7 protein-coding genes and 2 pseudogenes are annotated in these 8,677 nt (G+C 70.8%); 6 read left to right on the top strand and 3 right to left on the bottom strand.

Annotated elements, in window-relative coordinates; genetic code table 11:
• Nucleotides 1-180: 180 nt before the first annotated feature.
• Nucleotides 181-1,326, top strand: coding sequence for an SGNH/GDSL hydrolase family protein (locus tag CCN42_RS35925; protein WP_086741542.1), 1,146 nt, complete (start codon nt 181-183; stop codon nt 1,324-1,326).
• A gap of 182 nt (nt 1,327-1,508) precedes the next feature.
• A pseudogene (locus CCN42_RS35920) lies at nt 1,509-1,747 on the top strand (transposase); the annotation flags it as partial.
• Between the two features lie 583 nt (nt 1,748-2,330).
• Here CCN42_RS35920 and CCN42_RS45790 read toward each other — a convergent pair.
• Nucleotides 2,331-2,453, bottom strand: coding sequence for a hypothetical protein (locus CCN42_RS45790; RefSeq protein ID WP_281259558.1), 123 nt, complete (start codon nt 2,451-2,453; stop codon nt 2,331-2,333).
• A 39-nt stretch (nt 2,454-2,492) separates the two neighbouring features.
• Nucleotides 2,493-2,657 (bottom strand): annotated as a pseudogene (locus CCN42_RS45785) (Fic family protein); the annotation flags it as partial.
• A gap of 635 nt (nt 2,658-3,292) precedes the next feature.
• On the opposite strand from CCN42_RS45785, the gene CCN42_RS35910 reads away from it, so the two are divergent.
• Nucleotides 3,293-4,327 carry an RICIN domain-containing protein gene (locus CCN42_RS35910; RefSeq protein ID WP_158102182.1) on the top strand — a complete coding sequence of 345 codons (1,035 nt, stop codon included), beginning with the start codon at nt 3,293-3,295 and terminating at the stop codon, nt 4,325-4,327.
• A 434-nt stretch (nt 4,328-4,761) separates the two neighbouring features.
• Here the strand turns inward: CCN42_RS35910 and CCN42_RS35905 are convergent, their stop codons facing one another.
• Complete coding sequence (locus CCN42_RS35905; RefSeq protein WP_086741540.1) at nt 4,762-6,237, bottom strand: glycoside hydrolase; 1,476 nt, start codon at nt 6,235-6,237, stop codon at nt 4,762-4,764.
• 255 nt (nt 6,238-6,492) lie between these two features.
• Here CCN42_RS35905 and CCN42_RS35900 point away from each other — a divergent pair, with 255 nt between their 5' ends.
• The 3 genes from CCN42_RS35900 to CCN42_RS35890 all read left to right on the top strand — a co-directional run bounded on the left by CCN42_RS35900 (nt 6,493) and on the right by CCN42_RS35890 (nt 8,665).
• Nucleotides 6,493-6,804 (top strand): DUF6412 domain-containing protein, encoded by a 312-nt coding sequence (locus CCN42_RS35900; RefSeq protein WP_086741539.1) that lies wholly within the window; start codon nt 6,493-6,495, stop codon nt 6,802-6,804.
• 98 nt (nt 6,805-6,902) lie between these two features.
• Nucleotides 6,903-7,622 (top strand): YidC/Oxa1 family membrane protein insertase, encoded by a 720-nt coding sequence (locus tag CCN42_RS35895; RefSeq protein WP_086741538.1) that lies wholly within the window; start codon nt 6,903-6,905, stop codon nt 7,620-7,622.
• A 185-nt stretch (nt 7,623-7,807) separates the two neighbouring features.
• Nucleotides 7,808-8,665, top strand: coding sequence for a fumarylacetoacetate hydrolase family protein (locus CCN42_RS35890; RefSeq protein ID WP_086741537.1), 858 nt, complete (start codon nt 7,808-7,810; stop codon nt 8,663-8,665).
• Nucleotides 8,666-8,677: the final 12 nt, after the last annotated feature.

Genomic DNA, 8,677 nt, shown 5'->3' with positions numbered 1-8,677 from the left:
TCTGCCCACCCCCGAACGCCGCCCGCCGCTTCGGTCTCGGGTGGCCTACTCGGCCAGCACACCAGCGTCTTGTCCGTACTCGTCGCCACCGGCCACTCCCCATGCCGCACCGACAGGGCCATGATGGGAGCGCTCCCGTACAGCGTGCGTGCAGATCTCCCGACTCCGGAAGGACCGTTCATGCGCACCTCTCCCCATCTGTCTCGTCGGGCACTGCTCACGGCCGCAGCCGCGAGCGTCGCTGCGGGCGTCACCGCCGCGGCAGCTCCTTCCCAGGCGTCCGTCGCCCACCGGCCTCGGCCGTCCGTCGCCTTCGCCGGGTTCCGGACGGTGGGCCGGGTCAAGAAGGCAGCCGACGGCTGGGTGCAGTACACCTGGCCCGGCATCGCCTTCGAAGGCCGGTTCTGCGGCACCGGCGTCGGAATTGTGCTCGATGACTATGCCAACGACTACGACGTCCAGATCGACGGAACGACCGTCAGCACACTGGTCACTCCCGGGCGCACCACGTCCTGGGTCAAGGACCTCGCCGACACCGAGCACACCGTGCGGCTCGTCAAACGCACGGAGAGCCCGTGGGCCGCCGGCCGCTTCGGCGGGTTCATCGCCGCTCGGGGAGGAGAAGTCCTCGCCGCTCCCACGGCGCGGAGCAGACAGATCGAGTTCATCGGCGACTCCTTCACCGCCGGGTACGGCAACGCCTCGGGCACGCGTGACTGCTCGGCCAACGGAGGAGTCGACCGGAACAGCAACGCGGACCTCGCCTTCGGCCCCCTGACCGCCCGCAAGCTCGACGCCGACTACCAGCAGAACGCGTTCTCCGGCCGCGGCATGGTCCGCAACTACAACGGCTCCGACCCCGGCACCGATTACCGCACCTACTACGACCGGGCCCTGTTGAACGTTGTCGGCGACGTCTGGCAGAAGCCGCGCGGCTGGCGGCCGCAGGTCGTCGTCATCGGCCTCGGCATCAACGACTTCTCGACCCCGCTCCACCCGGGCGAGCCGTGGGCTACACAGAGCGAACTGATCACCGCCTACGCGAGCGCCTACCACGGCTTCCTCGACAAGCTGCGGGCCCGCTACGGAAGGGGGACGTTCCTGGTGGTCAGCGCCACCCCGGTGTCCGGCACCGCCTTCGCCGAAACCACCCAGGTCATCGTCAGGGACCGCAACGCGCGGGGGGACGACCGGGTCGGCTATTGGTACTACGACGATCCTGGCCTGGACCGGCTCGGCTGCGACTGGCACCCCTCGCTGCGTGACCACCAGATCATCTCCGGTCTGCTCGACCAGTACCTCGCCACCCTGGCGCTGGACTGGTGAGCGAGAGGACGGCCCGGATCGGGCGCCGTGAACCACGTCCTTCCCGCCGACGCGGGGGTGTTCCGCCCAGGTCGGCGAGTGCTTGCTTGCTAAGCATTCAGAGTGAGTGTGGCTCAGGGCCTTGGCAGTTGGGTTGGTCGGCGACAGAGTCTTGCGGGTGTCGTTGATCTTTTGCTGATGATCTGTGGGATCGTGTCGCTCCGCTGCTTCCTCCTCGCCCGCCGCGGCGTCGGCGGTATCCGGGCCGGCTGCCGGCGGACGACCGTGCGGCCCTTCGCGGGATCGTCTACGTCCTGCGCACGGGTGTGACCTGGGCGGACGTGCCGAGCGAGACGATCGGTTGCAGTGGGGTGACGTGCTGGCGGCGCCTGCGGGACTGGACCGAGGCCGGCGTCCGCCCCGCCTCCACGAGATCCTGCTGACGCTGGACACTCCGGCCGTGCGCACGCTCGCCGCCGCGGCAGCCCGCACCCACGGCCTTCCGTCCGGCCCCGCTGGGCCTCCGCCGGACGCGGCTGCCGTGCGCGAGGCGTTGGAGCAGGTGCGGGCCGGGTGGGCTGTGGCCGGTGTCCGCTGACCGATCGCCCTCTGCCACCGCGAGCGCGGACGGGCCCCGTCGGTCATGCGGAAGGGCAGTCGGCTCGCCCTCACCTACACGGCCGATGACCAGTTCACGGAGCTGCTGACCGCTTCCCCGGCCGCGCTCATCTCTTTCCCGGCAGCGAGTGGACGCACCCACGGCCGGACCCCCTGCCCCATGCCCGGCGCATGGCCGACGTCTTCGCCGAGCTACACGCCCGAGTCGAAGCACAGTCCTCGCCCACGCTGCCCGCGTCCGCTCCGCAGTCAACCGCCGCTCCGGTGCACCTTCGTGAGCACACACCCAGCTCTGAGCAGGCCCGCGTCGACCGCCTTGTTCCTTCGCGGCCGTGAGCATCGACCCGTATCCCGCTACTCCCCGGTGTCCTTGGCGGTGACCTCGGCCGAGCGGGGTTGCCGCCTGTCTAGGGGGTCGGGTTGGTGGTTCGTCGTCGGGTTTCGCGCAGGTGGAGGTCGATGTACCGGGTGAGGATCAGTGCGTCTTGCGGGTCGTCGGCGTGGGAGGAGATCCGGCGAAGCAGTCGCACGCTGTCGAGTGCGACGCCCTCGCGGGTGAGGACGAACAGGAGGGTGAGGAGGGCGGAGCGGGCGTTGCCGTCGTCGAAGGGGTGGAAGAAGCAGACGTCGAGGAAGGCGCGTGCGGCCCGGGCGGTCAGAGGGAGGGGCCGGGCGGCGTCCTTGGCGCTCTCGGTGAGGCAGGCTTCGCGGCGGGCGCGGGTGTCCGGGGCGATGCCGTAGCGTTTTCATCAACGCCTACGTCACCGCGCTGGAGAAGAACCTCACCTGACCGGGCAGACGACAACCCCCTCACAGCCTGCCGCAGCCCCTACCAGCACCGAGCGCGGGACACCTTCTGGGACCAGGGCGACGACTTCCAAGGATCCGACCTCGTCCGAGGCGTCGGCCTTCCACGCGGCCGTGCGTCCTCAAGGTGCCCCGCCCTCCGCGCGTCGACGTCGACCAGGCGGGGCGGCCCCTGCGGGGCCCGGCGGGCAGCCCCCGGTGGTGAGGACGTCGGCGAGTATCGCCTTGGGCAAGACTTCTCGGCGAAGAAGGCCAGCACGCCGAAGCCAATCGTTTCCCGGACGCCCCCGCTCCTCTTCCTGGAGGGCGGGGGCGCCGCCGTTTCACCGCCGTACCCTCCCCGTCGCGCGGGCGCGGAAATGTGCCCTCGCGTGCTCCTGCGCGCCCGGTCGCACCGGCTACCGAGCCGTGCAGAGGGCGCACATGATGGCGGCGGCATTGAGCCGTAGCGGAGGGCGGGAGGCACTGCACGAGGCCGGTCGCCGCAGCACGTAACTGATTCAGCTGGTTGAACCGACGCGGTCACCGCCGGACCGCGCCGGACCTGAGCCGAGGGGGAACCGTGATCAGCCGTATCCACCGTTCCGGCATACCCGCACCGCCCCGTGCCGTTCGCCCCGGCAGTCGGCCACCACGGCAGCGCACCCGGCGCGGGCCCGCGGCCGTGGTGGTCCTGGTCCTCGCCCTGGTGGTGGCGCTGGTGACCGCGCCCACTGCGAGCGGGGCCGACCAGCCGCTCTGGGCGGACGTCGGCTATCTGGCGAACCCGACCACCGGTCTGGTCGCGGACGTGGAGGGCATGTCGACGAACGCCGGTGCCGGGGTGCAGCTGTGGTCCTTCCACGGTGGGCAGAACCAGCGCTGGCAGTTCAGCCCACGTTCGTCCAACCCCTACACCTGGGAGATCAAGGCATCCCACAGCCGGATGTGCATGGACGTCGAAGGCGGCAGCCGCGCCGACGGTGCCCGCGTCCGGCAGGCCCCGTGCAACGGCGGCTGGAGCCAGGCTTGGGAGCCGTTCGTCGTGAGCCGCGACGGCTGGGGCCAGCCGCAGTACCACCTGGTCAACGACAACAGCCACCTGTGTCTCCAGGCCGCCGCCACCACTCCGGCGCAGGGCGCCGTGCTGTACCAGGCACCGTGCAGCGGCAACCGCGGCCAGGAATGGTCGCTGACCCACCCGGTGAGCAATCCCGCGAGCGGGAGGGTCATGGACGTGTGGGGCGTGTCCACCTCGCCCGGGGCGCCGGTGTGGCTGTGGGACTACCTGGCCGGCCGGAACCAGGACTGGTACACCAGCCCGCTGCCCGACGGCTTCGCCACCCAGCTCGTGGTAGTGCACTCCCGCCAGTGCCTGGACCTCGAGGGCGGCTCGACCTCCGACGGCACCGCCCTCGTCCAGCAGCCGTGCAACAGCGCCCGGTCCACGCAGCGCTGGCTTCTGGAGTGGGTCGCCTGGGACTCCTACCGCTATGCCCTCTACCGGATCCGCAACACGACCGCCAACCGCTGTATGACCGCGCTCGGCACCACCGCTGGCAGCCGCCTGATCATCCAGAACTGCAACGGATCCGCCGGCCAGCAGTGGCGCAGGTGACGTGGGGACGGGGAGTTGAGCGTCCGGGCCCGGGTGGACGCATCGGCAAGAAGGAGGCGCTGACCCGGACGGCGGGCGAGCTGCTGTGGGAGCGGGGATACACGATGCACCAGCCCGGCCATGATTCCTGGAGCGAGCGGGGGCGGGCAGGGGAGTATGTACCAGCACGGCGCCGAGCCGGAACTGGACCCCTACCGCACTGAGCGGTAGCGCGTGGCCCGGGACAGCCATCGTTGCGTCGTCCCGGGCCATGCCTGCTAGGGGGTGTCGTCAAACTCCCGTCTGCCCCGCGACGCCCGGCACGTACTCTCGCCGCACCGGACGAAAGCCCGAGTAGCCCACCAGTGCGCGGACTTCCGCCCGGCGCGCCGAGAGCACGCACCGGACGCCGCAGGGCCGTCCTGCGGACGACGACGGGAGTGTGACGACACCCCCTAGGGGGCCACGCCGTCGACCTGCAGGGTCTGCACCGCCCCCGCCGCGAAGGGCACGCTCACCGACTTCCCGGTCAGGCTGATGTCCGCGTACGCCCGGTACTGGTCACCGCCGCCCGTCACCGTGTTCCAGCGGGGGACCAGGCCGCCCGTGCCGCCGGTCACGGTCGTGAAGCGGGAGAGGTCGAAGGTCAGGGTCTGGGGCGTCGTCGCCGTGTTCACGGCCACGATCACCAGGCGGCGGGCCGTGCGGTCCAGGGCCGCCACCGCGTAGCTCACGCCCGTGTCGAGGATCGTCATGCCGGGGCGGATGTGGCGGCTGAACTGGGCCATCACGTAGTACTTCTGCTGGACGGTGGTGGGCTGGAGCGTCCCCGGGTCGTACGCGATCATCGCCCAGCCCGTCGACGGGTCCATGACCTGCCAGTAGCACCAGGCCGTGGGGTGCAGCCAGCGGAAGTCGTAGCAGAGGTTGCGGGCCATGGTGAGGCCCGTGCCGTCGCTGTCGCCGGTCTCCGAGTTCCACAGCTTCTTGCCGGATGTCGTCACCACGTCCGTGTGCAGGAGGTCGCGGCGGCCGCCCGCGCCCTGGTAGCCGTGCACGTTCACCTGCGCGACCAGGGCTTTCGTCGATGATCCGAAGGAGGACCAGGTGGAGCGGGCCGTGTCGTAGTTCGTCTCGTCGGACGCCGCGATGCGGATGCCGGTCAGGCCGCGTCGGTCGAGTTCGCTGCGCATGTAGGGGAGTACGGCCGCCTGGACCGACGGGTCCATGTGGCAGCCTTCCTGGGTGCCCGTCGCCGTCCACCAGGTGGAGGCCGGCTCGTTGAAGGGGTCGACGGTGGCGAAGGACACGCCCCAGGCCGACTTCGCCCGGGCGGCGACCGTGGCGAGGTGGGCGGCGTGCTGGCGGTAGTTCCAGGTCTGGAGGTTGTTGCCGCCGTCCGCGGCGCCCGAGGGGTTGTGGTTGGAGCACATCCACCACATCGGGGAGTTCGCGAAGAGTTCCGAGACCGCGCCGCGCTGTGTCGCCTTCACCAGCATCGCGCGCTGGTTCGCGTCCGCCGTCCAGTCCCAGGCGGAGGACGCGGGGTCCTCGTTCGTCCAGTCCTGCCAGAAGCCCTCGATCTGCTTGAAGCCGGGGATGTTCGGCGACTCGACCATGGACTCGCCGTTCACCGTGTTCCAGCTGCAGGCGCCCAGGTTGTAGCGGGCGATGTTCAGGCCCAGGCCGGGCAGGGTGCGACCGCCGTAGGACACCGATTTCGTGGTGAAGAAGAGGTCGGCGAAGTCGTCGCGGGCGCCGAAGACGTTGGCCCACCAGGCCAGGGACGTGCCCCAGCCCTCCCAGGTGCCGTACGTCGTGCCGGGGTTCACGGCGATCGTCGCGTCCGCGTGTGCCGTACCCGCCGGGACGACGGCGCTGGCGAGGAGCGCGCCGCCCGTGGCCGTGAGGAGTGTCCTGCGTCGGATCATGGTTGTCCTGTTCCGCCTCTCCGAGCGATGGCGTGCGCATGTCATACGGTCCTACGGTGGTGCGGAACGCGCTTTCCGTGCCGCGTCAGGAAGCATCGGGGCTCCCGGGTTCCGTGTCGAGAGTTCTGACAGGCCTTTCTCAAACCAGTGGAGGAAGTGGCCGGCGACCGCCCGGAACCGTTTGATCGTCCGGCGCATCCTCACTTTCGTACGGCCGTGCTGGGGTATAACCGTTGCAGAGAGGAGGAGCCGCCGATGTTCCAGGCCTGGGCCAGTCTGCGCCCCGCCGCGCTGCTGCTCGTCCTCTTCCTCGAGGTCGTCCTGCTCGACGCCGGCAGCCTCTCCGCGACCGTCGCGCTGGCCGCGACCGCCGCGGCCGGAGCCGCGCTGGCCGTCTGCTCGCTGGTCGCCGCGCGCTGCGCGCCCGCCGTGCCACGGACCCGGGTGCGGACGGCGATCAGGGACCGGGACCGCCGTACGGCCTTCCTGCCGCAACGTGATCCCGACGCCCGCGGGCGTACGCGTCCCCGAGCGCCCGGGCACGCCCTCCCGGCGACCTTCGCGTAGGGCGATCCAGCAGCACGCCTCACCTGGTGATCCCGCGCGGGTCGTCATGCCGCCATTCCTGTCACGGCACGACGAGACCCCGGAGGGCTCACTCACCCATGTCCGTTTTCGCCCACCTGGTCGAGCAGCTGGCCGACCTGCTCGATCCGCTCTTCCACGGTTCCGCGGCCGCCGCCGCGATCGTCCTGTTCACCGCGTTCGTGCGGCTGCTGGTGCACCCGCTGTCCCGGGCCGCCGCGCGCGGGCAGAAGGCGCGGACCCGGCTGCAGCCGCGGATCGCCGAGCTGCGCAAGAAGTACCGCCGGGACCCCGAGCGGCTGCAGCGGGCCGTGCTGGAGCTGCACCAGAAGGAGAAGGTGTCACCGCTCGCCGGATGCCTGCCCGGGGCGCTCCAGTTGCCGGCGTTCTTCCTCCTCTACCACCTGTTCTCCAGCGGGACGATCGGTGGCGAGGCCAATGAGCTGCTCGGCCACCAGCTGCTCGGCGCACCGCTCGGTGATCGCTGGCTGGACGCCCTGGACGGGGGTGGTGGCCTTCTCGGCGACGCGGGGCTGGTGTACATCGGGCTGTTCGTCCTCGTCACCGCCGTCGCCGCCTTCAACTACCGGCGTACGAAGATCATGATGGCCGCCAACCCCATGGCGCCGGCCGGGGACGACGGCCGGCCGGTGCCCGGAATGGGGACGATCACCAAGGTCATGCCGTTCATGTCCTTCTTCACGCTGGTCACCGTGGCCGTCGTGCCGCTGGCCGCCGCGCTGTACGTGGTGACCAGCACGACGTGGAGTGCCGTGGAACGGGCCGTGCTCTACCGGTGAACCGGCCGTGTTCCACCGGTGCGTCACCGCGAGGCCTTGGGGCGCGCCGCGGGTCCAGTACGTGAACGGGGTATTGCGGACTGGACCGGGACCTTGGACGATCGACCAGTCCTCCGACGGCTGAGGCCCGCCGCACCCGGGTCGTCGCCTCGGAGGACAGCCTTCGATCGAGGGAGATTGTGAACATGAAGCTGCTGCGAGTCGGTACGGCCGGGGCCGAGCGGCCCGCGCTGCTCGACGCCGACGGGAACCTGCGGGACCTGTCGGGTGTCGTGCCGGACATCGACGGAGCGCTGCTCGCCGACGACGCGGCCATGGCCCGTGTACGGGCCGCCGCCGAGGCGGGGGACCTGCCCGTGCTCGACGCGGCCGGGGTGCGGATCGGGGCGCCGGTCGGCCGGATCGGCAAGGTCGTGTGCATCGGGCTGAACTACCACGACCACGCGCGCGAGACCGGCGCCCAGCCGCCGGCCGAGCCGGTCGTCTTCCTGAAGGCCGCGGACACCGTGGTCGGGCCGAACGACACCGTGCTCGTGCCGCGCGGGTCGGTGAGGACCGACTGGGAGGTCGAGCTGGCCGTCGTCATCGGGCGTACGGCCCGCTACCTGGACTCCGCGGAGGACGGGCTCGCGCATGTCGCCGGGTACACGGTGGCGCACGACGTGTCCGAGCGGGAGTTCCAGATGGACCGCGGCGGCACCTGGGACAAGGGGAAGAACTGCGAGACGTTCAACCCGCTCGGGCCGTGGCTCGTGACGGCGGACGAGGTGCCGGACCCGCAGAAGCTGGGGCTGAAACTGTGGGTCAACGGGGAGCTGAAGCAGGACGGGAGCACGGCGGAGCAGATCTTCTCGGTGGGGGAGGTCGTGCGGTACCTGTCGCACTTCATGACGCTGTACCCCGGTGATGTCGTCAACACCGGCACGCCCGCCGGCGTCGCCTTCGGGCAGCCCGAGCCCAAGCCCTATCTCCGGCCCGGTGACGTGGTCGAGCTGGAGATCGACGGGCTGGGGCGGCAGCGGCAGGAGCTGCGGGGCGCGTAGGGGGTCGTAACG

Source organism: Streptomyces glaucescens (assembly GCF_002154375.1).
Lineage (GTDB): Bacteria > Actinomycetota > Actinomycetes > Streptomycetales > Streptomycetaceae > Streptomyces > Streptomyces glaucescens.
The sequence above is the reverse complement of the archived record's forward strand: the minus strand, read 5'-3'. Positions and strand labels throughout refer to the sequence as shown.